The sequence below is a fragment of the Cupriavidus sp. DL-D2 genome, from assembly GCF_039710735.1.
Lineage (GTDB): Bacteria > Pseudomonadota > Gammaproteobacteria > Burkholderiales > Burkholderiaceae > Cupriavidus.
This window is the reverse complement of record NZ_JBDKXK010000021.1, coordinates 104069-128713: the sequence shown is the minus strand read 5'-3', so window position 1 is coordinate 128713 and position 24645 is coordinate 104069. Positions and strand designations below refer to the sequence as shown.

Sequence of the window (24645 nt, the reverse complement as noted above, 5' to 3'; positions counted from 1 at the left end):
CTGGGAGCTGCGTTGGGCCAGTCCGCGCACCTCGCCGGCCACCACGGCGAAGCCGCGTCCCTGTTCGCCTGCGCGGGCGGCTTCCACGGCAGCGTTCAGGGCCAGGATGTTGGTCTGGAAGGCGATGCCTTCGATCACGCCGATGATGTCCGAGACCTTGACGGCGGCGCGCTCGATGTCGCCCATCGTGACGATGGCGTTTTCGATTGACGTGCCGCCATCGGTGGCCACCTGCTGCGCGCGCGTGACGGAATCGTCCGCCTGGCGGGCCGACGATTCCGACTGGCCAACGGTGGCGGTAATTTCCTCCATCGATGCAGCCGTCTGCTCCAGGCTGGCGGCGGCGGATTCGGTGCGACGCGACAGGTCGGCGTTGCCTTCCGCAATCTCATTTGCAGCGACGTGTACCGATTCGCTCGCGTCGCGGATCTGGCGCATCACGTGGACGAGCTTGTCGGCGAAGGCGTTGAAGGCGCGTGCAATCTGCGCGACTTCATCGGTGCCTTCCGCAGCAAGCCGCTTGGTCAGGTCACCATCGCCCGAGCCGATGGCGATCATGGCATCGCGAATGCCCGACAGGCGGCGGAACGATACCGCCGTCACGCCGGCCACGATGAGCGCGGCGGCGCACGCCACGATCACCAGCGAGATCAGCGAGGCAATCAGCACCGATCGCATGCCGGCCGTGGCCTCGGCCTTGTCCAGCGCGATCACGGCCACCCAGTCAGTGCCCGGAATCTCGCGGCCGCGCAGCAGCTTTGCGGCACCCGCCACCTTTACTTCAGCAGGCTCCGTGGCCGATACCAGCGCGCCCAGCTTCTCGCCGTCGAGCGCAGGCACCAGATCGGAAACGGGCTTTAGCGTCAGCTTGTCGTCGAGATGCGCCACGATCTGGCCGCTGCGTGCCACCAGCAGTCCAAAGCTGTTCGGCGTGGGATGGATCGAACGGACATTTGCCGTCACGGTATCCATTGCCACGTCGCCGCCGATCACCCCCTTCACGACGCCATCGCGTACGACAGGTACCGCAAACGTCACCACCAGCTTGCCACTGCTCGCCGCAATATATGGCGGGGTCACGATCGGCTTGCCGGCGGCCACGGCCTGTTTGTACCAGGGGCGGGCGGTGGGGTCGTAGTCGGGCTTGAGACCGGCGGCATCGGAGAAGCGGTGGCTCTTGTCGGCGTAGCCAACATAGGTCTTGATAAAGCCGCCGGCGTTGGACACCAGACGCAGCGAAGGAATGGGGTCGTCCTGAAGCGCAGCATCCTGCAGGGACTGGATCATCTGGGTATGGCTGGCCACCCATTCGGCAATGGCGTCCACATGACCGGTCTGCACGGCGGCCAGGTTGTTGTCGATGGCTTCGTCGTTATAGGCACGTGCCACTAGCTGGTTGACCAAGGCGTTGGCAGCAAGCGCTGCGATCACGATGGCCACGGATAGGGCCACGATGCGCGCGCGGAGCGAGGAAAGCATGTGTTGAACTCTTCTCTCAGGTTGGCCCGGATTTGGGCAGGAGGATTGCCGACGCATTGACGGCGAAATTCGCGCAGTCTTTAGTGCGCTGCAACATAGCGATTTCCGGATCACTTTCCAGCGAATCGAACGATCGTTCGGGCCTGGCGGGTCATTTGTCATATCTCCCAGGTGCAGTTGCCATACAACCAAGGGAAAACCCGCCGCACTGCAACATCAACTTGCATTCGATCAGCGACATTCCTATGCTGAACATCAGAATTCAATTTAATTTGAATCTGTATTTAGAAGCATCTAATGCGTTACATACGCAAACGGGGCGATCCAACATTCTCCGAGGGAGGGCGTAGCAAGCGAGCCAGGACGGGGCGCGGCGAAGCTCGGGAGGCGATGGGGATCGTATGGAAGTGAAGCCGCGCCAAAAGCGGATCACGTCCAACCAGCGTGCCGCAGGGGCAGTGCGAACCCGGCGACGCGCCAATAAGAAGTGAACGGCCATGGCCACCATCCTCTTGCTCGAGCCACATCCACTGCTTCGCCTTGGATTACGCCACCTGTTGGCGCAGGCGCATGTTCCCGGCGATCTCGTCGATCTCGATCCGGGCAGCCTGCACGAACCCGACCCCTGGACCCACCACGCCGACCTGCTGATCTTCGGTTTGCCGACCGATGCCGCGCAGGGCTGGCAGATGCTGGGCGATCTCTGCACGCGCCTGCAACCGTTGCGCGTGCTGGTGCTGGCCGAACATGTGCCGGCACCGCTGCCGGATACTGGCCTGCCCGAGGCCGTGCGCGGCCTGCTGGCCAAGACCTGCTCGGCGGATGCGCTCGAAGCCGCGATCCGGCTGGTGCTGGCCGGTGGGGAGTGCTTCCCGTCGCAGTTGCCGCCGGCTCGCCAGGCGGAGTCATTGGCAACCCGCCACGCCGCAGCCCCCATCGTGGTGCCCTTGCACAGCGTGCCGGTGGACTTGCCGGGTGTCGGCGCGCACGTTGCCGCGCCGGTGACCACGCATGAAACGCCCGCCGCCGGCTCGCACCTGCTCAATATCACGGAGCGCCAGTACGAAGTGCTGGCCCTGCTGGCACGTGGCTATCCGATCAAGACGGTCAGCCGCCTGCTGAATATCTCCGTGGCCACGGCCAAGACGCATGCCTGCACGCTCTACCAGCGTCTGCATGTGCGCAACAAGGGCGAGGCGGTGTACGTGGCCCTGCAGCGCGGCGCCACGTTGAACTGGGCCGGCCCCACGCCCGTGCAGCCCACGCATATCGCGATGTCGTCGCTGACTGCGCGGGAGGCATGTGAGGCCGCCTGACCGACACCTCCCGCTCCTCTACGCCATACGCCGGCCCGCACTCATCCAAAAGCATGAGGCGGTGACCGGCCATTGTGGCTAGCTTGTAGAACAGGTCCGGCGCATGGGGTTGCCGCAATGATCGAAGTCCCCTTCCGCGCCACGTTTCCAACAGCGTTCGATGCCCTTACCCAGGGCTGCCCGCACGGTGTACCCCACCTTGGCGGACCCACGCGCTCGATGCGCGGATGGCTTCCCGATGACGACCTACCTGATCGCCAGCAACGAAATGATGTGCCGCATCCTTGCGCGTCGCATGGAAGCGCAGGACATCCCCACGCCCGTGCGATGGCACGGTCCCGACTGGCTGCTCGACGGCACGCCTGACGGCGCCCGCGCGCAATCGATCGACAACCCCGACCAGTCCGAGCCGCTGCCCGAACAATCGGTGGAGATGGCATTGGTGGACTGCAGCGGCGTGGAAGGCGATCCCTGCAAGCTGCTCGACCGCGTGCGGGAGCGCCTGGCGCCGCGCCGCTGGCTCGTGCTGTCCGATTCGCTTGATGCAAGGCTGATGGCGCATGCCGCGCTGCTCGGCGCCAGCGGATGCCTGGCTGTACCCGCGCCGGTGGAGCTGGTCTGCGCGGCGGCCACGCTGGTGTGGGCGGGCGGCCAATGTTTCCCCCGCAGCGCGCTGTCTCTGCTGCGCGCGGTGCATCCGCCGCGTGCGCAGGAAGGGTGCGCACCGGAAGGGATGAGCTTCAACCATGCGCCCCGCTTGCATGCCGACGGATCTACTGCGATCGGATGAGTTTCGGTTGGCGCCTGTAGGACTATGCTGGATGTAATCGCGGACAGAAGCTGGCGCCCATCCGAGGCCGGCCGCCCGCGTGATGCAGGGGGTCGTATGGAACGCAGTCTGGATATCCTGGTCGTCCACGGGTTTGCCGTGCGCGAGGGCCGGGACAAGTGGGCATGTTGCTATGAGATCCGGCTCGCCGTCATTGGCGGGCCGTTGTTATATCGGGGCGAGCTGCACGGGCGGCATCATCCCTCCGAAGCCGCCGCCATCGTGGCCGCGCGCGCGATCGGGGAAGCAGAAGCCAGCCGGCATCTGGAAACAGCGCGCGCACTGTTCGTGGCACTGTCGCGACGATAGCGTCGAAAAAGCGCGTCTGCATCGCTCCTCTCATCACCACTCGACGCAATCACCATCGGCGCGGCCAAAAAAGAAGCCCGCCGACCGGGGGACCATGCGGGCTTTGAAACGGCCGCCCACGTGGTGAGCAGCCGTTACTGTGACCATAACGAATCGCGGCGGCAGACTGTATCAACCAGAAGACGCATGCCGATGGGGCCTCTCATCCCTGCATCTGCACGGTTCTGGCAGCCGCTGGCCCCAGTGTTATCGGGCTTGTTCGGGGATAGCAGGCATGTGGAGTCGGGTGCAGGCGGGTCGCGCGGACTCATGCTTCGGGAGGGAGACGTCCATGACAGGCAGAGCCGCGCAGTGCTACGCTGCCCCTATGCGGCTCTGCACCATGGTGCAGAGCTTGCGTCTGGCATCCCACGGAACGATGCGCGTAGCGTCGAACCGAAGCCGGCGCCGCCCGTCCAACCGCACGTTGCATCGATCCCTACATCGCATATCGCATCGCACGTACCCATGAGCCGCTGGCATCTGATTACCTTCTTCGGTGAGTCCACCTTCCTGCTGCCGTGTGCGATTTTTCTCTACGCATGGCTGCGATGGCGCGGGGCCACGCGCATGGCGTGGCACTGGCTGCTGGCGTTCTCGCTGACTGCCGCTCTGGTGCTGGCGTCGAAGGTGGCGTTCATGGGATGGGGCGTAGGCAGCGAAGCCATGGACTTCACGGGTTTCTCCGGCCATTCGATGATGGCGGCGTCGATCCTGCCCGTGCTGCTGTACCTGGCGATGCCCGTCAGCCGGCCGGGACTGAGTCTGGTAGCGGCCGCCGCTGGCGTGGTCCTGGCGCTGGCGGTGGGCGTGTCGCGCCTGGCGCTGCATGCGCATTCGCCTTCGGAGGTGATCAGCGGCCTGGCCCTGGGCTTCTGCGTCAGCCTGCCGTTCATCATGCGCCATGGGGTGCCGCATGGACCGATGACGATGACGCTGGCGTGCGTGGTACTGGTGTCGATGCCGCTGCTGCCGGTCTCGCACATGACCGGCACCACGCACGGGCTGGTGACGGACCTCGCACTGTTCCTCTCGGGACGGGACCGTCCGTTCAATCGGGGCGAGTGGAGTGCGCTGCCGCCTTGCACCACGTGCCGCGCAGGTGCTGCCGGAGATACTGCGGGAGACCGCCATCGAGACGAAATGAATCGCCACGTGGATGACCGGGGCGGGGCTGCACCCCACGCCCGGTGCGCCACCGCACGCTGTCCCGCCTAGCCGGAATCCGCCCGGCGCACCTGTGTGCGCCCCCCCACAGACTGCCGCGCAGCCCCTGCGCAACCATGATCCGGAGCGTTTTTTCATACGGGTCGTATTGGGCATGGGGCAGTCATGGCATCGAACTGGAACGTCGCCGCGGAGCGGCATAGCGCGCTTCACTATCTCTACAGGTTGTCGGATGCCGTGGTGATCGGCGTGGCCGGCATCGCCATGGGTGCGCTCTATTTTCCCGGAGGCATCCGCGAGGCGGCGCCCGTCAACGGGTTCCTGACCATGCTCTGCGCCATCGGCGCACTCGTGGTGTTTCCCGGCTTCGGCATCTACGAATCGTGGCGCGGCCGCAGTCTCGCGGTACTGGCACTGCGTATCTGCTCGGCGTGGGCCACGGTGTTCTTCGCCGGGCTGCTGGGCGCATTCCTGATTCATCAGATTGCGGCGGTCTCGCGCGTGTGGTCGATGGGATGGTTCATCAGCACGGCGCTGGCGCTGCTGGCGTCGCGCGCGTTGATGTTCCGCATGCTCGGCAACGTCCGCGAGCAGGGTATCAACGCCAAGCGCGTGGTGATCTTCGGCTACGGACCGCTAGGCCGCGAGATGTTCCTGCGCGTGCAACGCATCCGCACGGCCGGCTACCGCGTGGTGGGCATCTTCGATGAAACCAGCCAGGGCATACCCAATGGCGTGACCACGCTGCGCACGGTGGAAGAAGTCAACGCGTTCGTCACCAGCCAGGGCGTGCGCGAGATCTGGCTCACGCTGCCTATGGCCGCGTGCCGCGACCTCTCCGAAGTGGTGCGCCGCTTCCGCAATGACCTGATCGATATCCGCTGGGTGCCCGATGTGTCGTCGGTGGAACTGCTTGGCCATCGCTTCACGGACTTCATGGGTTTGCCGGTCATCGACCTGAACGCGCCGCCGGTATCGGGCATCACGGGGTTGATGAAGGCCAGCTTCGACCGCGCGTTTGCCGCAGGCGTGATCCTGGCACTGAGTCCGCTGCTGCTTACCATTGCGGTGATGGTCAAGTTGTCGTCGCACGGCCCGGTGCTGTTCCGCCAGCAGCGTCTGGGTATCGACGGGCACCCGTTCCACGTCTACAAGTTCCGCACCATGCGCATGCATGCCGATACCGGCGTCACGCAGGCCACGCGGGGCGACCCGCGCGTGACGCGCATCGGCGCCTTCCTGCGCCGCACCAGCCTGGACGAACTGCCGCAATTCTTCAACGTGCTGCGCGGCGAGATGTCGGTGGTGGGGCCGCGTCCGCATGCGATGGAACACAACGAGATCTACAAGGAACTGATCGATCGCTACATGCTGCGCCACCGCGTCAAGCCGGGGATCACGGGCTGGGCCCAGATCAACGGACTGCGCGGGCAGACCGACACGATCGAGAAGATGCGCAAGCGTATCGAGTTCGACATCTATTACATCCAGCACTGGTCGTTCCAGCTCGACCTCCGGATCATCGTGCGCACGGCGCTGCACGGCTGGACAGGCGCGTCCGCTTTCTGAGCGGCACGCCAGCAACAGCGCGCGGTATTGGTGCGACATCGCACCGAGCCGGACGCGCAAAAGCCCTGGAATGGAGCCCGTCCAACAAGAATTGGGAGACGCCGCATGAAAGCAACCATCCGCAATATCCTCGGTGAAGTGGCCCGGCTCGATGTGCCGCTGGACACCCTGGCCGACAACGATGATCTCTACGCCGCCGGGCTGTCGTCACTGGCCACCGTGCACGTGATGCTGGCGCTGGAAAACGCGTTCGATATCGAGATCCCCGATCAGATGCTGACCCGGCAGCTTTTCCGCAGCGTGGATTCGCTCGCGGCAGCGGTGGAGACCATCCGCCAGCAGCAGGAGGCAGCATGAGCACGCCCAAGGTTGCGTTGGCGCATGCTAACCCCGACGGCGCGCTGGCGACCGATGCGCTGATCGCGGCGGCGCGTGAAGCCGGCGACGTGGCGCGGCGCTTTGCCGATGCGGTGGACCATGAAGCGCGCTTCCCGCACGAGGCGTTCGCGGTATTGCGCGAGAAGCGTCTGCTCGGCGCGATGGTGCCAGCCGTGCACGGCGGCAGTGGCGCATCGCTGGCCACGGTGGCGGAGATCTGCCGCACGCTGGGCGAGCATTGCGCGTCCACCGGCATGATCTACGCGATGCACCAGATCCAGGTGGCCTGCCTGCTCGATCACGGTGCGGGCAGCGCGTGGCAGCAACAGTTGCTGGCGCGTGTGGCCGACGAGCAATTGCTGCTGGCATCCGCTACGTCGGAAGAAGCCATCGGCGGTGCGCTGCGCAGCAGTGGCTGCGCGGTTAACGTGGAAGGCGACCGCTTTCATCTGCTGAAGATGGCGCCGACGATCTCGTATGGCGCGCATGCGGACGGCATCCTGATCACCGCGCGGCGTCATGCCGATGCCTCGCCATCGGATCAGGTGCTGGTCTGCGCGCTGAAAGCCGACTACACGCTGCAGAGCCTGAACACGTGGGACACGCTGGGCATGCGCGGCACGTGCAGCAACGGCTTCCGGCTGGAAGCCACCGGCCATGTGGACCAGGTGCTGCCAGTGCCGTTCGGCGAGATTGCCGATGCCACGATGACGCCGGTCTCGCACATCCTGTGGAGCGCGCTCTGGGTAGGCATTTCGAGCGATGCGGTGTCGCGTGCCAAGACGTTCTTCCAGGGCCAGGCGCGTGCGCGCCCGGGCCAGTTGCCCCCATCGGCCGCCCGCGTGGCCGAGGCCGTGAGCATGTTGCAGATGATGGAAGCGCGCGTGGATATGGCGCTGGAGCGTCAGCGTGCACGCCATGCCGGTGCATCGGTATCCGCCGCGTTTGCGCTGGCCGCAGAGATGAACGGGCTCAAGACCGCGATGTCGACGATGGCGCTCGACGTGGTGCAGCAGGCGATGCTGGTCTGCGGCATGGCGGGTTACAAGCACGGCACGCCGTTCAGCCTCGGTCGTCACCTGCGCGATTTGTGGTCCGCGCCGCTGATGATCAACAACGATCGCATCCAGACCAACACGGCCAACCTGCTGCTGGCCGACCGTTCCTGAGGAGTCATCGATGGATGCCCATGCACTGACTGACACCCCGCAGGGCGGCGGCGCGCCGGAATCGACCATCGCGCCGGCACCCGAGCCCACCTATCTCGACAAACTGCTGGCCGCTGGCCTGCTGATCGATGCCGGCGTCAAGGGCCTGTATGGCCGCAGCGCGGTGTTCGAAGCGGTGGCCGATGGCCTGAACGCGGCCATCACGCGCATCGGCGCGGACCAGCATGCCGAAGTGCTGCGCTTTCCGCCCGCGATGGGCCAGCACGACTTCGAGACGAGCGAGTACCTGAAGAGCTTTCCGAATCTCGCGGGCACGATCCACAGTTTCTGTGGCGACGATCGCGGCCATCGACGCCTGCTCGCACGACTCGAAGACAAGGAAGACTGGACCGATCAGCAGCAGCCCACGGGCGTGGTGCTGACGCCGGCTGCGTGCTATCCGATCTATCCGGTCGTGGCGAAGCGCGGCCCGCTGCCCGAGGAGGGCAAGGTGGTGGACGTGCTGTCCTACTGCTACCGCCACGAGCCGTCGCTGGAGCCCACGCGCATGCAGTTGTTCCGTCAGCGCGAGTACGTGTGCCTGGGATCGCCCGAGCGCATCGTGGCGTTCCGGCAGTTGTGGATGGAGCGCGGCCAGGCGCTGGCCGAATCGCTGCAGTTGCCGGTGGAGGTGGATGTCGCCAACGATCCATTCTTCGGACGTGGCGGCAAGATCGTGGCCGACAGCCAGCGCGAACTGAAGTTGAAGTTCGAACTGCTGGTGCCGGTCAACGACGGACTCGGTCCCACGGCGTGCATGAGTTTCAACTATCACATGGACCACTTCGGTGCGCTGTGGCATATCGGCCTGGCCGATGGCGGCGTGGCGCATACGGGCTGTGTCGGGTTCGGTATCGAGCGGCTCGTGCTGGCGCTGCTCAAGCACCATGGACTCGATCCCGCAAAGTGGCCGCAACCGGTGCGCGAGACGCTGGGAGACCTGTAAATGTACGGTGACGGCAAGGCAGTACGCACGCGCGGCGGCGCGCACGCGTTGCACGGAGGCAACCCCGTGTGGTCGCATGCCAACCGTCATATCGACCTCTGGGTCGAGTTGTTACACGGATGGGATTTCGAACCTATCGCGGCACTGCCTTTCACCGTCACGCTCGATTTTGCGGGCGACCAGTTCACGTCGTCGAACATTCCGCCCGCCGATCTGGAACGGCTCTACGGCATCGTCAAGGACGAGCTGTCGACGTATGGGCGCCTGGAGGCGCACGTTGCCGCGCAAACCAATCGCGGCAATGCCGTGCTGCTGGAAGTGGACAACTATCAGTTGCCGCAGTTGCCGGGCACATACCGCCGCCAGCATGCGCGCGCCTGCATTGCCATCGATGTGCTGGTGCCCGAGGCCACGGCGGTGGGCTACTACCACCACGACGGCTATCACACGGCCAGCGGCGATGACTACCTCGCGATCTTCCGCACGCCTGCGCACGAAACGATGTGGGGTGTGACCACCTTTCCGCAGGCAGAAGTCGTGCGCCGCCGCTTCGATGCACTGAGTTCGAGCGAGCTGCTGCGTGCGTCGCTCGACATCCTGCGCGGACATCTGGCACGGCGTCCGCGCGAGAACCCGATTACCGCGTTCCGCGCGGTGTTCCCCACGCATCTGGAGCAGTTGATGACGCGCGGCGAGCCCAACTTCCAGATTTACGCGGCGAGCGTGCTGCGGCAACTGGGCGCGAACTTTGAGTTGCTGGGCCGCTATGTCAGGTGGCTCGTGATGAACGGCCAGACGCTGCCCGATTCCGTGGCGGAGGCTTGCTACACGATGGCGTCGGAAGCCATGGTGATGCAGTTCCGGCTGATGCGAGCGGTGATCAGCCATAAGCCCGATACCTGCGAAGACTGCCTGGAACAACTGGAAATCGCGTACCAAGGCACGGTGCCGGCACTGGCAGCGCACTTTGGGGAGACCGTCACATGACCGCGCGCGATCCGGAACCGGCACTGCTGCCGTTGCTGCGTCCAGGTGTTGCCGTGGGGCCGTCGCGGCTCGAAGGCGACTGGACCTTCCTGGAAACGTTCGCCAATGCTGCCGCGCATCCGGGCGAGCTGTCGGACACCGGGCACTGGCTGCCCGCCACGGTGCCGGGCACGGTGGCTACGGCATTGCGCGCCGCAGGCCGCTGGGACGAGACGCTGCCGCCGCCGCTGCACCAGCACGACTACTGGTATCGGCTGCAGTTCTCCGGCAACGGCCGCAGGCTGCTGCGTTGCAATGGACTGGCGACGATTGCCGAGGTCTGGCTTAACGGCGTGAACGTGCTGACCACGCGTCATATGTTCGTGGCGCATCAGGTAGAAGTGGAGCTCGCCGGTGAAGAGAACGTGCTGCATATCTGTTTCCGCGCGATGCATCCGTGGCTGCGTACGCAACGCGGCCCCGTGCGCTGGAAGCCGCGCATGATCCAGCCGCCCACGTTGCGTGCGGTGCGCACCACGTTGCTCGGGCATATGCCCGGCTGGTGCCCGCCCGTGCATGCGGTGGGACCGTGGCGCGATATCGAATTGCTCGATCCTGTCGGCACCGACATCGCACATGGCGTGCGTGCGGAGTTGTCGGGCGAACTCGATGGTGTCGATGGCAAGGATGGTGTCGTCGCGCTGCAACTGCATTTCCCCGGTGCAGCACCGGCGCTCGGTGCGTTCTCGGCCATCGGCCCCGATCAGGCGATCTGGCATGGCGAGCTGCGCCGCACCGATCCGCACACGCTGGCCGGTACGCTACGCGTGCCCGATGCGCAACGCTGGTGGCCGCACACGCACGGCGAACCCGCGCTGTATCGCGTGGATGCGAGCATCGGTGCCCAGGTGCTGGCATGCGGCAACGTGGGATTCCGCACGATCACCGAAGACCGAGAAGGCGAGCCGGGCGCGTTCGGTTTGCGCGTGAATGGCGAGCAGGTGTTCTGCCGTGGCGCGTGCGTATCGAGCCACGATCTGCCGGGTCTTGCCGATTCCGAAGAAGCCGTGGCGCGCTGGCTGCAACTGGCGCGCGATGCCGGTGCGAACATGGTGCGTGTGAGCGGCGTGACGTGCTATCCCGGTGAAGCGTTCTATCGTCAGTGCGACGCGCTGGGGCTGATGGTCTGGCAGGACTTCATGTTCGCCAACTTCGACTATGGCAGCGAGACCAGCGCCAGCCCGGCTTTTCTCGACGATGCACGGCGTGAAGTCTCGCAATGGCTCACGTCGACGCGTGCGCATCCGAGCCTTGCCGTGCTGTGCGGTGGCAGCGAGGCCGAGCAGCAGGCGTCGATGATGGGTGCATCGCGCGGCGTGTGGCGCCAGCCGCTGTTCGATTCGCTGATTCCCGCACTGGTGGCCGAGCATCGCCCGGGTGCCATCTATGTGCGCAACTCGCCCAGCGAGGGCGCGTGGCCGTTCCAGCCCGATACCGGGGTGTCGCATTACTACGGCGTGGGCGCGTACCAGCGGCCACTGTCCGATGCGCGGCTCGCCAACGTGCGCTTTACGTCCGAGTGCCTGGCCTTTGCCAATGTGCCCTGCGCCCGCACGTTGACGGAAGCGGGGTTGTCGCAGCCGCTGCACGATCCGCGCTGGAAGGCGCGTGTGCCGCGCGACGCCGGCGCCGCGTGGGATTTCGAGGACATCCGCGATTTCTATCTGCGCGCACTGTTCGACGTCGATCCGCCGCGCCTGCGCTACGAGCGTCCGGCCCGCTACCTCGCGCTGTCGCGCGCCGTGGTGGCGGAGATCATGACCGAGGTGTTCGGCGAATGGCGGCGTACGGGTTCCACATGCCGGGGCGGACTGGTCTGGCAATTGCAGGATCTGCTGCCGGGGCCGGGATGGGGCATCGTCGATGCGAAGGCGCGGCCGAAATCCGCCTGGCATGCGCTGCGGCAGGTCTGGCAGCCGGTGCAGGTCATCCTGACGGATGAGGGGTTGAACGGCCTGCATGTGCACCTGATCAACGAGACAGCAACGGCGCGCACGGTGCAACTGCAACTGCGCTGCCTGCGCGACGGCGAACATACGGTGGCCGAGTCTGCGCAGACACTGACCCTGGCGCCGCGTGAAAGTCGTCGATTGGTGGCCGCCGAACTGATCGACCATTTCTTCGATTTCACGTACGCCTACCGCTTCGGTGCGCCCGCGCACGACGTGGTCATGGCCACGCTGTGCGGCGCGGACCAGACAGGCAACCCGTTGCTCAGCCAGTCTGTGTTCCTGCACGACCGCCGCGCCGATGCGCTGCGCGATCCGGGCCTGCGCGCCAGCGTGGCCTGCGAGGATGGCGTCTGGTGGCTGACGGTCACGGCGCAGCGGTTCGCGCGCTGGGTTCATATCGAGGATCACGCGTATCTGCCGGAGGCCGACTGGTTCCACCTGGGCCCCGGCGCGTCGCGCCGTATCCGCCTGATGCATGAGGCAGGCGGCGCAGCGGGTATCGGGGCCATCCCTTCGGGCGAGGTTTCCGCGCTGAACGCCGATCGCGCAGTCGGCTACGACGGCTGACGCCTCAACCTGCCCATCCGGGCTAAACCTTTTCGCGCGCATCTCAACCTTTTCGAAATTGCCCGCCAGCCCACGGCTGGTGCGGCAGCGCACGCCCGCCTCATCCTGTCGGCCAATGCCGACGGATGGCACGGCGCGGCGCCGCTTCGCCGGAATGCCTACATCCAACCTACCGAAGCATGAATCTCTGACCTATCCGTCTGCCTACTGTCAGTTCTGTGCTGCATGGCACTTAATACAGTCAACAACGCAATGCGAACCGGGATGGTTCGAGAGCTTGGGCGGGGTTAAACGGGTGGCGGCTGAAAGGCTGCCGGGGAAATCGCCAGCGACAAAGCTGAGTACAAAGCGGAGCGGCGAAATCGGGTCACATGTCTCGCAAGTATTGTCTTGCGGCGAGTACCGATGTCGCTTCCGGGTCAAACGGAGGGAAGAAAATGATTACGCATCGGTCGGACCTGCACATCAATCATCTGCTCAACGCACTCCCGCGCCACGAATGGGACATGCTGTCGCGCCACTTCGAACTGGTGCGCCTGCGTGCCGGGGAACTCCTGACGGATTCGGGCCAGCGCATTGTCCATGTGTACTTTCCTACCACGTCGGTGGTCTCGCTGCTGTCGCTGCTGGAAGACGGCGCCACGGTGGAATTCGCAGCGGTGGGCAATGAAGGTCTCGTAGGCATTCCGGTGGTCACCGGCGGCGACACGATGCCAAGCCGCGTGGAAGTGCGCAGCCCCGGTTTCGCCTACCGCATTCCGGCACGCGTACTGCGCGCCGAACTGGGCCACCTTCCGGCGCTGCAACGCGTGACGTTGCTGTACGTGCAAGCCGTGCTGACGCAGATCGCCCAGACCGCTGCCTGCAACCGCCACCACTCGCTGAACAAGCAACTGTGCCGCTGGCTGCTGCTGGCCATCGATCGCATGAACTCCAACGAGCTGGTCATCACGCAGCAAGTCATCGCCAACATGCTCGGCGTGCGCCGCGAAGGCGTGACCGAAGCCGCGGGCAAGCTTGAAGATCTGGGACTGATCCACCATAGCCGTGGGCACATCACGGTGCTGGACCGCTGCGGCCTGGAACACCACTCGTGCGAATGCTACAAGCTGGTCAAGCGCGAATACGACCGTTTGCTGCCGGCGCTGACGCTGGCGCATGCGTGATCTGAAGTTTGCTCCCTGATGGTTATGGTTCCCCTCTCCCTTTGGGAGAGGGGTTAGGGGAGAGGGCAGGAGGCTCTGCTTGCCAACGGCGTTGCAATTTTCACCCCTGGCCCTCTCCCCCGCCCCTCTCCCGCTTGCGGGAGAGGGGAGAACCCCCGCAGAGGAGCTTAGACGTGCACCGGCTCCCCACTCCCAAACGAAGCCACCAGCCCCTCCATCGCGGTCACATACGCCGCTTCCAGGTTGTCCAGGCTTTCGCTGCAGGCATCCGGACGCCGACGCGCCATCGCGCGGGCCAGCCGGAACTGCAGCACCTTGCATTCCGAAGCGATCGACAGCGCTGCTGTCCGTACCGATGCAGGCACCGGATATCCATGCTCGCCCAGCCACGTCAGGCAGTGATGCAGCATTTCAAAGTTGGCACCGAGCTGGCGCGGCAGGTTGAATCCATAGTGATGGAAGTACGCATCGCCGCGCGCAAGGATCGTCTCGACCTGCGCAGGGAATTCTTCACGCCAGCGCGAAATCGGATTCTGCACAGGCCGACGGCCCAGATGGTGCCGCATCAACTGCGCAACGGCGTTCGACAGTGCGCGTCCCGCCAGTGGCGCGCGCACGCGCTTGGCGCATTCGGCATAGGGAAACAGGATGTTGCCGTTACCGCCCAGTTCTGGCGTGAGACGCATCAGGCCCTGGTAGTCCTCGCCTTCCGCCGCATAGTGTCCAAGGCTGTGATAGTACGAAAGCCGCTGCGCGATGGGATCGATGGCGTCGATGGCGATGGTGGTCTTCACATGGCCGGTGCGGTACGCGGTGGCGCGGGTATCGGGCAGGTAAAAGCTGTCCATCTCCACGAGCATCGCGTGACCGCGCCGCACCTGTTCGACGATATGCGCTTCGAGCGTGTCGTAGATCGCGGTTTCCTGCACCACGGTGCCGTACAGCAGTTCGAGATCGGCCTGCGGATACTTGAAGAAGGTGAAGTGATCGCCCTCGTAGTCCTGCGTCACGGTGAAGGCCAGCGCGGGGCGCGGATCGAGACCCCAGCCGTACAGCAGTTCGATCCAGAGATCCATGTAGCAGTTGGTCTCCTGCCAGATCGATTCCTCGCCGTGCAGCAGGCGGGGCAGCGGTGCGGCGATGGTGCGGCGCGGCGCTGCGTCGTCGATGTCCACCGCGAAGTCCGTCACTGTGCTTTGCTCCATCGCCTGTCCTCCGATATGCGGGTCGCCAAAATCCTGCCACCTGCATTGGAGCCGAGTCGCCAACGGGCTTCGGTTCGTTCTCCAACAAAGCCATCGGGATCGCGTATCGGGCGGCAGCGCCCCGTGGCAGCACCGAACATGTGCGGAATCGAACAGAGGTTGCGGGGGCGGCATCTCACACTGGCCCCATCCTCACCGGCCCGGTGTGGCTGCCCGCGCTTGGTCGCATGGCAACCCCCGGGCTGGCAATCCAGGCATCGCAGGACCGAGCAGGAGGCATGATGAGCATTTCCAACCCGGGCGCGCTGGCGCCGCCGTCCCTCATCGAAACGTTGGTCGAGCAGGCGGCGCAGGGCGCCACTGTGCCCGGACTGGCGCAGGCCGTCATCCAGCCTGTCATCCTGGCCGGCGGCTCGGGTACGCGGCTGTGGCCGCTGTCCCGCGAACAGCATCCCAAGCAGTTGTTGAACCTGGTGGCCGAGAACACGCTGCTCGAAGCCACGGCGCGCCGGCTGGAAGGCGTGGCCGTGATGGCCGGGCGCGCAGCGGGCATCGAGGCGCCGCAGATCGTGGTGTGCGGCGAGGAGCACCGCTTCATGATCGCCGAGCTGATGAAGCGTTGCGGCAAGGCGGCGCGCATCGTGTCGGAGCCATGCGGTCGCAACACCGCGCCTGCGCTGACCATGGCCGCGCTCCATGCCATGGCAACTGCGGGCGAACACGGCGATGCGGTGCTTGTGGCCACGCCGGCCGATCACGCCGTGCGCGACGTCGAGGCTTTCCGCGCCGCACTCGCCATTGCGATCAAGCATGCGGATCGCGGCGCGGTCGTCACGCTGGGCGTGCGGCCCAATGCGCCGGAAACCGGCTTTGGCTACATCCGGACAAGCAATGTGTCAGAGGACGGCGCGCTGCCGCTCGAACGCTTCGTGGAGAAGCCGCACCTGGAACTGGCGCAGCACTATGTGGAGTCCGGCGACTACTGGTGGAACAGCGGCGTGTACGTGGTGCGCGCCTCCGTCTGGCTGGATGCGCTGCAGCAGTTGCAGCCCGAGATGGCGCAACTGTGCCGCGCCGCGTACGCCGGTGCCGAGCCTGCTGCCAAGGGCGACGCGCTGTGTCTGTGCAAGGAATCGTTCGAGGCGTGCCCGTCGGATTCCATCGACTACGCCGTGATGGAAAAGCTGGAGACGCTGCCCGATATCCACGGCATGCTGGTGCCGATGGACCCGGGTTGGTCCGATGTGGGGTCGTGGGCCGCCATCTGGGACATCGCAGAAAAAGATGCCTTCGGCAACGTGGCGCGCGGTCGCGTGCTGTTCGATGGCGCCACGTCATGCCTGGCGCATTCCGAAGGCCGGTTGATTGCCTGCGTGGGCGTGCAGGACGTGGTGGTGGTGGAAACCGCCGATGCCGTGCTCGTCGTCGACAAGGCGCACGTGCAGGACGTCAAGAACGTGGTGCAGCGGCTGCGCGCGGAACACGGCGCCGAGGTAGTGAACCATCGCAAGGTGCAGCGTCCTTGGGGTTGCTATGACTCGATCGATCATGGCGACCGCTTCCAGGTGAAGCGCATCGTGGTGGAGCCGGGCGCGAGCCTGTCCCTGCAGATGCATTACCACCGTGCCGAGCACTGGGTGGTGGTGCGCGGCACCGCCCGCGTGACGTGCGGCGAGACCGTGAGCATTCTTTCGGAAAACCAGTCCACATACATCCCCATCGGCACGCTGCACCGGCTGGAGAATCCGGGCAAGACGCCGCTGGAAATCATCGAGGTGCAGTCGGGCGCCTATCTGGGCGAGGACGACATCGTACGGTTCGAAGACAACTACGGGCGCAAGTAGCACAGCGTGCCCGCACGGGTAAGCAGCATCGAGGCAAGGGGGACGTCGTGAGCAAGATGTCATACGCGGGTGGAGCAGGAGCGGCGGCGGCAGCCATGCCCGCAGCCGGAGGCGGGGCGCGTCGGGCCATGCTCGACCATGCAGGATGGATACTGGCCGGCGGACTGGCCGGCGCCGCCGTGGCGTGGATGTTCGCGGTCTCGCAGCCGTCGATGTACAGCGCCAGCGCGCTGGTGCAGGTGCTGCAGCCCGTGCCGCAGCGGGATGCCCGCAACGCCGGCAACATGGCTGCACTGGCTGCACCATCCGTGCCGCTCGACGTGGGCATGCTGCGCAGCCGTACCGTGGTGGCGCCCGTGGTGGAGCGGCTGCGGATCGATATTTCCGCGCAGCCGCTGCGCGCGCCGTTGATCGGCGGACTGGTGGCGCACTTCGCCACGCCCGGCGTGGTGAAGGGGGCATGGCCGCAGAGCCTGGGCTATGCATGGGGCGGCGAACAGATCGTGGTGGACCGGCTCAACGTGCCAGACCGGATGATCGACGTCCCGCTCACGCTGGAAGTGCTGCCCGACGGCAACTACCGCCTCTATGAAAAGGACACCGCGCTGCTGGCCGGCAGCGTTGGCAAGGTCAGCGAAGGCAACGGCGTGGCACTGACGGTCTCGCGGATCGACGCCGCACCGGGCACGCGTTTCGTGCTGAAGCGCCACGACCTGGTGCAGACCATCGACGCGGTATCGGAGACGCTGCGCATCGAGGCACAACCGGGCGATACCGGCACCGTCAGCATCGGCTGGCGTACCACCGATCGCACGGCGGCGGCCGCGCTGGTCAATGGCATCACGGATTCCTTCATCGGCAGCCAGGCCACGCAGCGGCGCGACGATACCGCCACGACGCTGGCCTTCCTGTCGGGCGAGATCCCGCGCGTGAAGGCGGAGCTGGAGCGTGCGGAGGCCGCGCTGACGCGCTATCGCTCCAAGGCGGGGTCGATGGCGCCGAGCCAGGACGCGCAGTCGTTCCTCACGGGCAGCATGGACTATCAGAAGCAGATCGCCCTGCTGAAGCTGGAGCGCACCAAGCTGCTGCAGCGCTTCACCGAGGAGGCGAACGAGGTCAAGACCGTGGACAACCAGATCCAGCAACTGGTGCGCGAGCGGCGCGAGATGGATTCGCGGTTCCAGAACCTGTCGGCAACTGAACGTGAATCGGTGGGCCTGACGCGCGACGTGAAGGTGGCCGAGGACATGTACATGACGTTGCGTAACAAGGCCGAGCAACTCACGCTTTCGCAGCTCGATCGTACGGGGCAGGTGCGCGTGCTCGACAGTGCGCTGGTGCCGATGCGCCCGACGGGGCCGGGTCCGTGGCCCGTCACGACGGCAGGCGCGCTGATCGGCCTGTGTCTGGCCATGGCGTGCGTGACGGTACGCCAGCGCATCCGTCCGGCGCTGGAGACGGTGAACGATGCCGAGGTCCGCCTGGGCCTGCCGATGCTGGGCGATATCGTCTACAGCCAGGAGCAGGCCGCACTGGAGCGACTGGTGGATGCGCGTGCGCAGGCAGCGTGGTCGCATGCACAGGTGGCGGGTTTGCTGACGCGCCAGCCTGGTCACGCACTGGTGCCGCAGGATGAACTCGACGAGCTTGCCGAGACCACCGAGGATGATGTGGAAGGTGCGGAACGTCTGCTGCGGCTGGGATTGCACGATCAGTTCCTGCTGGCACGCAATGCGCCACACTCGATGGCCGTGGAAGGATTGCGCAGCGTGCGCGCGGCATTGCATTTCACGTTGCGCGCCGCACCGGACAAGGTGGTGGCCATCACCAGTCCCACGGCAGGCGCGGGCAAGACCTTTGCCTCGGTGAACCTGGCCGTGCTGTTTGCCGAGGCGGGCCAGCGCGTGCTGCTGATCGACGCCGACCTGCGACGCGGCAAGGTGGCCAACTGGTTCGACCTCCCCGTGGACGTGGGCCTGGCCGAGGTGCTGGCCGGACAGGTGCCGCTGCCCGAGGCGGTACAGCGCACCGTGGTCAATGGCCTGTCCGTGCTGCCGGCTGGCGTGCCGCCGGCCAATCCGTCGGAATTGCTGATGCATCCGGCGATGATGGCCTGTCTGCAGATGTGCCGCGAGCGTTTCGACCTGGTGATCGTCGATACCTCGCCGGTACTGGCGGTGGCCGATGCCACGTTCGTGGCCAACCTCGCCGGCTCCACGCTGCTGGTGCTGCGCGCCGACACCACGCTGCCCGAGCATGTGGACGAAACGCTCAAGCGACTGAGCCGTGCCGATGCGCGATTGCTCGGCGGCATTCTCAACGGCGTGAAACAGAAGCGCAGCAACCAGGCGGATTTCAGCAACATGAACCCGTACCTGGGCATGCCGCTGACGCTGCAGCCGGTGCCGCGCCTGCAGCGCAGCCCGGCCGCCATCGCTCGGCAGGGCGCCTGAACGGATGCCAGATGGCAGAAAGCGTACCCGTTTCTGCGTGTGCGCGCCCTGCCATCGATCCCTCGTTCCTTCGCTAGCGGGAGGGGTGTACCGATGAAACGGATCATGTTCGACGGGTGTGCGGGCTGGCTGCACGAGGCGGCCGGGGGCAAGACTGGCGTCGTGCTGTGCGCGCCGCAGTTGCATGAGGCCATGTGGGCGCATCGCGGCATGCGTCATCTGGCGGACGATCTGGCTGCGGCCGGGGTGCCTGTGTTGCGCTTCGACTACTACGGCACTGGCGATTCGGCGGGCGAAGGGGGGGAGGCCGACTTCCTGCCGCGCGCGGTGCAGAACGTGGTGGCGGCAGCCGAGCAGTTGCGCACACTCGCCGGCGTGCAGCGGCTGGTGCTCGGTGGCTGGCGATTCGGTGCCACGCTGGCCGTGCTCGCCGCCGAGGCGATGGCTGCCCGCAACCACGGTCCCGCCGCATTGGTGTTGATGGCGCCCGTGATCAATGGCCGGGGCTATCTGCGCGAGCTGCGGGCGTTGACCGCGTTCTACGAGCCAGGACAGTCGCCGGATGCCGCATCGTCATCTCAGCTCCCGCAGCCTCCGCAGCCCCTGCAGGCCGCGTCGCCCGCCGACGACGGTATGGAGGTGCTGTCCTACCGACTGTCCGCCGAGGCCGTGCGCGAGATCGGCGCGCTGCGGCTCGACCGTCGCCCGGGATGCCCCGCACCCAATGTGCTGCTGCTGGACGATGCGCCGGGCAGCATGTCCGCCGTGGCGGCGCTGAAACGCCATTACGAACAGGCCGGGGCACAAGTCGATGTCCGCGAATTCTTCGACAGCCGCCTGATGATGAAGTCGCCGGAAATCTCTGCAGTACCGGAATCCGCATGGCGTGGCGTGGTGCAGTGGGTGGCGCCCGATGCCTTGCCATCGGACAGACCTGTGCCGCTGGCAATCGATGCCGACGCCGGCACGAGCGAGGTCGATGGCGTGATCGAACATTCCGTCTGGATCGATGGCGGCCAGCAGTTCGGCGTGCTGTGCGAGCCGATGGGCTCGCAGGACGCGCCACCGCGTGCCGTGGTGATCTTTCCCAACACGGGCGGCAGCCATCACGTAGGCGATGGCCGCGCGTTCGTGCTGTTGTCCCGCGCGCTGGCCCGCCGCGGTTTCGCGGCCTTGCGGCTCGATGTGTCGTCACTGGGCGATAGCCCCGGCGCCGCCCGCGAGATGGCCGTGCCGCGTGCCTACGCACCACGACCGCGCGCCGACGTGAGTGCCGCCGTAGACTGGGTCCGTGCACGCGGTTACTCACACATCGTCATGGCAGGCGTCTGTTCCGGCGCCTACCTGAGCTTTCAGGCGGCGCTCGCCAATCCACATGTGACGGGCGTGGTCATGGCCAACGCGCTGAAGTTTCTCTGGCGTGACGAGGACGATGCTGCAGAACACAGCGGGGAAACCACGTTGCGCGACTACCTGTTTGCGGCGCGCAATGCACGCAACTGGCAGCGCCTGATGCGCGGCGACATTCCGGTGGGGCAGGTCGCCGCCGCGATCGGGCGACGCCTCGGCCGCATGTTTGCGCGCCCCTCCGCCGTTCCCGACGACCTGCAGGCCGATCCGGAGCCGGACTATGCGCGCGAGGCAATGCATCGCCTGAGCCGGCGCGGCGTGCAACTGGATCTGCTCTACGGTGTGGAGGATGCAGGGCTTGCGCTGGCGGGGCGGTGTTTCGGCGAAGCGTTCCACGCGCTGCAGGACCTGCCCGGCATTGGTGCGCATCGCTGCGCGCAACTTGACCACGCCATGATCCTGGCGCCGAGCCGCGACACCTTTCTCTCGTTCCTGATGCAGAACCTGCGTCGCCAGCAGACGGTTGCCGAGCCCATCGTGGAAGTCGCCACACAGTCATCGTCCGTCGTGCCGGCCATGCGGGCCGCCGGATAACCAGGCCGCCGTGGTCCGATGTGTGACAACGAACAGACCCCTTTGCGGGGGTGGACGCATGCTGCGAACAGGGGTGGATGAGGATCTGCCCTTCCGCACACGAAGAAGGCAATGACCGATGTCTCCGATCGTTAAGCGCATCATGGCCGGCATCGGCGCCAATACGTATGACCAGCTCGCCAACATCCTCATGCAGCTGGCATCGCTGCCGATCTTCCTGAGCCATTGGGATCTCCGCACCTACGGCACCTGGCTCGTCATCTCCGCGATTCCTTCCTATCTGTCGATGGCCGATGTCGGCATGGTCACCGTGGCGGGCAACCGCATGAGCATGCTGTCCGGCGCGGGCGATACGCGCGCTGCCAACCGCGTATTCCAGAGCGCGCAGATGTTCATCCTGCTCACATGCGCCAGTATCGCCACGCTGGCGATTCCTGCAGCGCTGTGGCTGCCGTTGCCGGAACTCGGCAGCCTCGACATGCGGCTGGCATTGGCCGCGTTGCTTGTGAATGTGCTGCTGTCGCTGGGCAATGGGTTGTCGGGCGCGGCGTTCCTGTCCACGGGGCGTTATGCGCAGGGCGTGACCATGAACGTGACCGCGCGCCTGCTGGAGTGGCTCGGCGGCATCGCCGGTCTGCTGCTGGCCGGCACGTTCGCGGCCGTGGCGTGCGGCATGTTGCTGGTGCGCATGGCCACCCTGTTCTGGATCAGCCGGCAAAGCACGCGCGCGCAGACCGGATTGTCGTGGGGCATGCGGCAGGCAGACTGGGCCGAGGTGCGCGCAATGCTCAAGCCGTCTATTGCCTTCATGACGTTTCCGATTTCCAACGCACTGAGCTTCCAGGGATTCACGCTGCTGACGGCGCACCTGCTCGGACCGGCTGCCGTGGCCGTCTTCAACACCTATCGCACTGTGGCGCGCGTGGCCGTGCAGGTCACGTCCACACTGAGCCATGCGCTGTGGCCCGAGTTTGCGCGCATGTACGGCAGTGGCGAGATGCGCGCGCTGCGTCGGTTGCTGCTGCGCACGTCGATGCTCGGAGCGCTTGGCGCCATCGCACTGAGCGGGTTGCTCTATGTCTGCGCGCCGCTGCTGCTGCGCATCTGGACCAAGGGCGAGATTCCCTTCCATGCATCGGTGATGGCGGCGTTCCTCTGCTATGCGGCGGTGGCCGGCCTTTGGCACATCCCGCGCGTGGTGCTGCTTGCTACCAACCAGCACAGCCGGCTGGGCGTGGCGGCGTTGTCGCTGAGCGCGCTGTCGCTGCTCGCGGCATGGGTGCTGGGCACGCAGATGCAGATCATGGGTCTGGTCGCCGCGATGATCGGCGGCGAGATACTGGCCATGTCCGTGTGCCTGTGGCTCACGGCTAGAACTTTCCTGTCGCGGGACAATCATGCGGAGGAGCTTGATGAGAATAGCGCTGTCCACTATCGGTAGGTTTCACACCTTCGACCTGGCGCGAGAGCTGCATGCCCGCGGGCATGAACTGACAGTCTTCACCGGCTACCCGCGCTTCAAGCTGCGCGACGAGCGCCTGCCTCAATCGGCCATCCGCACGTTTCCGTGGCTGCATGCACCGTGCATGAAGCTGGGCACGCGCCTGGGCTATGACAGGGCCATCATGCGCGAGCTGGTGCACTGGAACCTGGAATCGTTCGGCCGGCACGTGACGCGCAATATTCCCGAGTGCGATGTGTATTCGGGACTGTCGTCGTCGGCCGGCGACGCGGGGCGCATCGTGAAGTCGCGCGGCGCGGGATACATCTGCGACCGTGGTTCGTCGCACATCCGCATCCAGGACCAGATCCTGTCCGAGGAGCACGCGCGCTGGGGCTTGAGGTACAAGCCCATCGACCCGCGCGTCATCGCGCGCGAGGAACGCGAGTACGAGGAGGCGGACCTGATTACGGTGCCGTCGAGCTTTGCATATCGCTCGTTCGTCGATGCCGGTGTGCCGGAGCGCAAGCTGAGGCTGATTCCGTACGGCGTGGACCTGACGCGCTTCCAGAAAGTGGCGGAGCCCCCCACGGATTCTTTCGAAGTGCTGTTCGTGGGTGGCGTCAATATCCGCAAGGGCATTCCGTATCTGCTCCAGGCGTTTGCCAAACTCACGCATCGCGCCAAACGGCTGACGATCGTGGGCGGATGTGATCCTGCCATGCTGTCGTGGCTGCATGCCAGCGGTCTGCCGCTCGAAGGCGTGACGTTGACGGGCTCCGTGCCTCAGCCGCAGTTGAAGACCATCATGAGCCGCGCGCATGTGATGGTGTTGCCGAGCGTGGAGGAAGGGTTGGCGTTGGTGCAGGCCCAGGCGCTGGCGTGCGGCTGCCCGGTCATCGGCACGCATAACTCGGGCGGCGAGGATCTGTTCACCGATGGCGAGGAAGGGTATATCGTGCCGATCCGCGACGCCGACGCGCTGGCCGAGCGCATGCAGAACCTGGCCGACCAACCCTGGCTGCAGCAGATGATGGGCGCCGCAGCGCTGCTTCGCGTGCGCCGCATTGGTGGATGGTCCACGTATGGCGGACGCGTGGCGGCGCTCATGGAGGACTTGGCCACGCACCGCAGGCGCGATGCAGGGGTTCCGATTGGCGCACTGGCCGGGAGCGAGATCGGATCATGCTGATTGCAAAAGACGACCCCTCCGTCGGCCCCTCGTTCTCGCTGCAGAACCGCGTGCTGCGACTGGCCTGGAACTGGACCTGGCTGCTGCTGTTCCGATTCAGCCCCCGCCCGTTGCACCCGTGGCGAAGCTTCCTGCTACGCGCGTTCGGCGCGCGCATCGGCACGCATGTCCACGTGTATCCCACGGTCAAGATCTGGGCACCGTGGCGGCTATCCATCGACGACTACGCCGGCGTGGCCGATGGCGTGACCCTCTACAGCATGGGCCACATCCACCTGGGCCGCCGCTGCGTGATCTCGCAGGGCTCGCACCTGTGCGCGGGTTCGCACGACTACAACAGCAGCAATTTTCAACTGATCACCGCACCGATCACGGTGGGCGCGTTCGTGTGGGTTTGCGCGGAAGCGTTTATCTCGCCAGGGGTGGAGTTGCCAGAAGGTGCGGTGATTGCGCCGAGGTCGGTGGTCACCAAGTCACTGCCAAACTCATGGACCGTCTACGGCGGCACGCCGGCGAAGATGATCGGCAAGCGGACGAAGCATGAGGAGTGGGAGTAGGCGGGCGAAACGATCTGAGGCCCGCTTGGTTTTCTCCCCTCTCCCGCTATGCGGGAGA

19 protein-coding genes are annotated in these 24645 nt (G+C 65.8%); 17 read left to right on the top strand and 2 right to left on the bottom strand.

Annotated features, from left to right (window positions below; genetic code table 11):
• Positions 1-1479, bottom strand: a 1479-nt coding sequence (locus ABDB81_RS14515) for a methyl-accepting chemotaxis protein (protein WP_346811763.1), incomplete at its 3' end; no start/stop codon positions are given.
• A 497-nt stretch (positions 1480-1976) separates the two neighbouring features.
• On the opposite strand from ABDB81_RS14515, the gene ABDB81_RS14510 reads away from it, so the two are divergent.
• The 11 genes from ABDB81_RS14510 to ABDB81_RS14460 all read left to right on the top strand — a co-directional run bounded on the left by ABDB81_RS14510 (position 1977) and on the right by ABDB81_RS14460 (position 13951).
• A complete protein-coding gene (locus ABDB81_RS14510) occupies positions 1977-2795 on the top strand; it encodes a response regulator transcription factor (RefSeq protein ID WP_137925917.1) in 819 nt (272 codons plus the stop codon).
• A 238-nt stretch (positions 2796-3033) separates the two neighbouring features.
• Positions 3034-3585 (top strand): DNA-binding response regulator, encoded by a 552-nt coding sequence (locus ABDB81_RS14505; protein WP_249359449.1) that lies wholly within the window; start codon positions 3034-3036, stop codon positions 3583-3585.
• Between the two features lie 96 nt (positions 3586-3681).
• A complete protein-coding gene (locus ABDB81_RS14500) occupies positions 3682-3933 on the top strand; it encodes a hypothetical protein (RefSeq protein ID WP_137925918.1) in 252 nt (83 codons plus the stop codon).
• A gap of 507 nt (positions 3934-4440) precedes the next feature.
• The gene (locus ABDB81_RS14495) at positions 4441-5190 is read left to right on the top strand and encodes a phosphatase PAP2 family protein (RefSeq protein WP_137925919.1); all 750 of its coding nucleotides are present in this window, start codon (positions 4441-4443) and stop codon (positions 5188-5190) included.
• 114 nt (positions 5191-5304) lie between these two features.
• Positions 5305-6708: an undecaprenyl-phosphate glucose phosphotransferase gene (locus tag ABDB81_RS14490; protein ID WP_137925920.1), complete on the top strand. Its 1404-nt coding sequence runs from the start codon at positions 5305-5307 to the stop codon at positions 6706-6708.
• A gap of 105 nt (positions 6709-6813) precedes the next feature.
• Positions 6814-7065, top strand: coding sequence for an acyl carrier protein (locus ABDB81_RS14485; RefSeq protein WP_137925921.1), 252 nt, complete (start codon positions 6814-6816; stop codon positions 7063-7065).
• Positions 7062-8255: an acyl-CoA dehydrogenase family protein gene (locus tag ABDB81_RS14480; protein WP_160474373.1), complete on the top strand. Its 1194-nt coding sequence runs from the start codon at positions 7062-7064 to the stop codon at positions 8253-8255. Before ABDB81_RS14485 ends, ABDB81_RS14480 begins: the two co-directional genes overlap by 4 nt.
• 10 nt (positions 8256-8265) lie before the next feature.
• Positions 8266-9240, top strand: coding sequence for an amino acid--[acyl-carrier-protein] ligase (locus ABDB81_RS14475; RefSeq protein ID WP_346811760.1), 975 nt, complete (start codon positions 8266-8268; stop codon positions 9238-9240).
• Positions 9241-10227 carry a DUF1839 family protein gene (locus ABDB81_RS14470; protein WP_160474371.1) on the top strand — a complete coding sequence of 329 codons (987 nt, stop codon included), beginning with the start codon at positions 9241-9243 and terminating at the stop codon, positions 10225-10227.
• Positions 10224-12785, top strand: a complete 2562-nt coding sequence (locus ABDB81_RS14465; protein ID WP_346811759.1) for a glycoside hydrolase family 2 protein — start codon at positions 10224-10226, stop codon at positions 12783-12785. The genes ABDB81_RS14470 and ABDB81_RS14465 overlap by 4 nt, the downstream gene beginning before the upstream one ends.
• A gap of 437 nt (positions 12786-13222) precedes the next feature.
• On the top strand, positions 13223-13951 hold the full coding sequence (locus ABDB81_RS14460) for a Crp/Fnr family transcriptional regulator (protein WP_137925926.1): 729 nt from the start codon (positions 13223-13225) through the stop codon (positions 13949-13951).
• Between the two features lie 167 nt (positions 13952-14118).
• On the opposite strand, the gene ABDB81_RS14455 is transcribed toward ABDB81_RS14460, so the two are convergent.
• Positions 14119-15156, bottom strand: a complete 1038-nt coding sequence (locus ABDB81_RS14455; protein ID WP_137927822.1) for a DUF1839 family protein — start codon at positions 15154-15156, stop codon at positions 14119-14121.
• Positions 15157-15434: 278 nt separating this feature from the next.
• Here ABDB81_RS14455 and ABDB81_RS14450 point away from each other — a divergent pair, with 278 nt between their 5' ends.
• The 6 genes from ABDB81_RS14450 to ABDB81_RS14425 all read left to right on the top strand — a co-directional run bounded on the left by ABDB81_RS14450 (position 15435) and on the right by ABDB81_RS14425 (position 24587).
• The gene (locus ABDB81_RS14450) at positions 15435-17000 is read left to right on the top strand and encodes a mannose-1-phosphate guanylyltransferase/mannose-6-phosphate isomerase (protein ID WP_237380650.1); all 1566 of its coding nucleotides are present in this window, start codon (positions 15435-15437) and stop codon (positions 16998-17000) included.
• A 56-nt stretch (positions 17001-17056) separates the two neighbouring features.
• On the top strand, positions 17057-19453 hold the full coding sequence (locus ABDB81_RS14445; RefSeq protein WP_137927839.1) for a polysaccharide biosynthesis tyrosine autokinase: 2397 nt from the start codon (positions 17057-17059) through the stop codon (positions 19451-19453).
• A 93-nt stretch (positions 19454-19546) separates the two neighbouring features.
• Positions 19547-21397 (top strand): alpha/beta hydrolase, encoded by a 1851-nt coding sequence (locus ABDB81_RS14440; RefSeq protein WP_346811757.1) that lies wholly within the window; start codon positions 19547-19549, stop codon positions 21395-21397.
• Positions 21398-21515: 118 nt separating this feature from the next.
• Entirely contained in the window at positions 21516-22838 is a 1323-nt protein-coding gene (locus ABDB81_RS14435; protein WP_137927824.1) for a hypothetical protein, read from the top strand.
• Positions 22810-24030, top strand: coding sequence for a glycosyltransferase family 4 protein (locus ABDB81_RS14430; RefSeq protein WP_137927825.1), 1221 nt, complete (start codon positions 22810-22812; stop codon positions 24028-24030). Before ABDB81_RS14435 ends, ABDB81_RS14430 begins: the two co-directional genes overlap by 29 nt.
• The gene (locus ABDB81_RS14425) at positions 24024-24587 is read left to right on the top strand and encodes a putative colanic acid biosynthesis acetyltransferase (RefSeq protein WP_160474366.1); all 564 of its coding nucleotides are present in this window, start codon (positions 24024-24026) and stop codon (positions 24585-24587) included. The genes ABDB81_RS14430 and ABDB81_RS14425 overlap by 7 nt, the downstream gene beginning before the upstream one ends.
• The last annotated feature ends 58 nt before the right edge of the window (positions 24588-24645 follow it).

Excerpts from the sequence above, each read along its gene's own strand:
- ABDB81_RS14480 (WP_160474373.1), top strand. The coding sequence starts at position 7,062 with ATGAGCACGCCCAAGGTTGCGTTGGCGCATGCTAACCCCGACGGCGCG.
- ABDB81_RS14435 (WP_137927824.1), top strand. The coding sequence starts at position 21,516 with ATGTCTCCGATCGTTAAGCGCATCATGGCCGGCATCGGCGCCAATACG.
- ABDB81_RS14465 (WP_346811759.1), top strand. The coding sequence starts at position 10,224 with ATGACCGCGCGCGATCCGGAACCGGCACTGCTGCCGTTGCTGCGTCCA.
- ABDB81_RS14425 (WP_160474366.1), top strand. The coding sequence starts at position 24,024 with ATGCTGATTGCAAAAGACGACCCCTCCGTCGGCCCCTCGTTCTCGCTG.
- ABDB81_RS14440 (WP_346811757.1), top strand. The coding sequence starts at position 19,547 with ATGAAACGGATCATGTTCGACGGGTGTGCGGGCTGGCTGCACGAGGCG.
- ABDB81_RS14500 (WP_137925918.1), top strand. The coding sequence starts at position 3,682 with ATGGAACGCAGTCTGGATATCCTGGTCGTCCACGGGTTTGCCGTGCGC.
- ABDB81_RS14470 (WP_160474371.1), top strand. The coding sequence starts at position 9,241 with ATGTACGGTGACGGCAAGGCAGTACGCACGCGCGGCGGCGCGCACGCG.
- ABDB81_RS14510 (WP_137925917.1), top strand. The coding sequence starts at position 1,977 with ATGGCCACCATCCTCTTGCTCGAGCCACATCCACTGCTTCGCCTTGGA.
- ABDB81_RS14485 (WP_137925921.1), top strand. The coding sequence starts at position 6,814 with ATGAAAGCAACCATCCGCAATATCCTCGGTGAAGTGGCCCGGCTCGAT.
- ABDB81_RS14445 (WP_137927839.1), top strand. The coding sequence starts at position 17,057 with ATGTCATACGCGGGTGGAGCAGGAGCGGCGGCGGCAGCCATGCCCGCA.
- ABDB81_RS14455 (WP_137927822.1), bottom strand. The coding sequence starts at position 15,156 with ATGGAGCAAAGCACAGTGACGGACTTCGCGGTGGACATCGACGACGCA.
- ABDB81_RS14490 (WP_137925920.1), top strand. The coding sequence starts at position 5,305 with ATGGCATCGAACTGGAACGTCGCCGCGGAGCGGCATAGCGCGCTTCAC.
- ABDB81_RS14460 (WP_137925926.1), top strand. The coding sequence starts at position 13,223 with ATGATTACGCATCGGTCGGACCTGCACATCAATCATCTGCTCAACGCA.
- ABDB81_RS14430 (WP_137927825.1), top strand. The coding sequence starts at position 22,810 with ATGAGAATAGCGCTGTCCACTATCGGTAGGTTTCACACCTTCGACCTG.
- ABDB81_RS14475 (WP_346811760.1), top strand. The coding sequence starts at position 8,266 with ATGGATGCCCATGCACTGACTGACACCCCGCAGGGCGGCGGCGCGCCG.
- ABDB81_RS14450 (WP_237380650.1), top strand. The coding sequence starts at position 15,435 with ATGATGAGCATTTCCAACCCGGGCGCGCTGGCGCCGCCGTCCCTCATC.
- ABDB81_RS14505 (WP_249359449.1), top strand. The coding sequence starts at position 3,034 with ATGACGACCTACCTGATCGCCAGCAACGAAATGATGTGCCGCATCCTT.
- ABDB81_RS14495 (WP_137925919.1), top strand. The coding sequence starts at position 4,441 with ATGAGCCGCTGGCATCTGATTACCTTCTTCGGTGAGTCCACCTTCCTG.